This window comes from Micromonospora sp. NPDC048905 (assembly GCF_040649655.1).
GTDB lineage: Bacteria > Actinomycetota > Actinomycetes > Mycobacteriales > Micromonosporaceae > Micromonospora.
This window is the reverse complement of record NZ_JBEZFV010000028.1, coordinates 1-1447: the sequence shown is the minus strand read 5'-3', so window position 1 is coordinate 1447 and position 1447 is coordinate 1. Positions and strand designations below refer to the sequence as shown.

Annotated in this window: 1 protein-coding gene; it reads right to left on the bottom strand. The window is 67.4% G+C overall.

Annotated features, from left to right (window positions below; genetic code table 11):
* Positions 1-18 precede the first annotated feature (18 nt).
* Positions 19-1230, bottom strand: a complete 1212-nt coding sequence (locus AB0C01_RS33895) for an IS110 family transposase (protein ID WP_357256211.1) — start codon at positions 1228-1230, stop codon at positions 19-21.
* Between the last annotated feature and the right edge of the window lie 217 nt (positions 1231-1447).

Genomic DNA, 1447 nt, shown 5'->3' with positions numbered 1-1447 from the left:
GGAGTTTCAATGACCAAGTCAAGCCGTAGACGCGGTCAGCGGTGGTGTGGGTTGGAACTCGCGGCCGTCGCGCAGCAGTGCCCAGACGACGTCGATCAGGCGGCGGGCCAGGGCGATCAGGGCTTGGGTGTGGATTTTGCCCTCGGCGCGTTTACGCCGGTAGAAGACTTGCGATGGGCCTTCGGGTCTGATCGCCGACAATGCGGCGAGGTAGAACACGCGGCGCAGGCCGCGGTGGTAGCGCTTGGGCCGGTGCAGGTTTCCGCGTACGCGTCCGGAGTCACGGGATACCGGGGCAAGTCCGGCGTAGGCGGCCAGCCGCGACGAGCTGCCGAACGTGGCTCGCAGGTCTCCGCCGGTGTCGGCGAGCAGTTGGGCGCCGAGGATCGGCCCGAATCCGTTCACGCTGGTGATCCGGGCCGCGTGTGGGTGCTGTTCGAACGTGATGGTGATCTGCTTGTCCAGGTTCTTGATCTCGCGGTCCAGGTCGAGCAACTGCGCGGCGAGACGAGCGATCAGCGGAGCCACCGCAGCCTCGGTGGGCAACGCGATCGTCTGGGCGGCCGCTGCGGCCAAGGCCTTGTCGACCATGGCCGGGATGCCTTTGGCCCAGGCGCCACCCGCCAACAGATGCTCGGCCACCCTGTCGGCGCCGGCATCGCGGATACCGGCGGCGGTCTGGAAACCGGTCAGCAGCACCAGAGCCGAGCGGGTCGAGTAGTCGAACGCTGCTTCCAGCGCGGGGAAGATCGACGCGAGCAGGTCCCGCAGCCGGTTGACGCCGCGCACCCAGTCACCCATCAGGTCCTCCCGCCGGGCGGTCAGGACCTGCAGTTCGGCGATGGCCTGGTCCGGGCTGGTGACCTCGGTCAGGTCGTGGCGCAGCCGGGCCGTCTCGGCGATGGTGAAGGCGTCTTTAGCGTCGCTCTTACCTTCCCCGGCGAACGCGCCGGCCATCCGGTTGACCAGCCGGCCGGGCACATACATCACCGTCGCACCGGCCCGGCGCAGCACCGCGAGCAGCAGACCCGCAGTCCCCGAGGTCATATCCAAGGCCCACCGCACCTGCCCGGCAGCCTTGCCCGCCCGGGCGATCAACGCCTCGATCTCGGCCTGGCCGTTGGCCAACCGCTTACTGAACACCACCTTCCCGGTCCCGTCGACCGCACACGCATGGTGATGCGCCTTGCCGACATCGATACCGATCCAGATCTGCTCCCGGACCTTCACCGGCCCGAACCTCCCCATCGAGCGTGACCCCGTCGACGGCACTGCCGGCAGCTCCATAAACAGCGACCAACACGCAGATTTCAATCAGCAGCCAGGCCATCGCAGAACGACAGGGCGGCTACTCCTTCGGAACCACCACGGGCAAGCAGCCATCAGCCACACCCCACCGCTCCGGGCATCCGAGACATCGATCCCGGACATCAACAATCTTATGGAG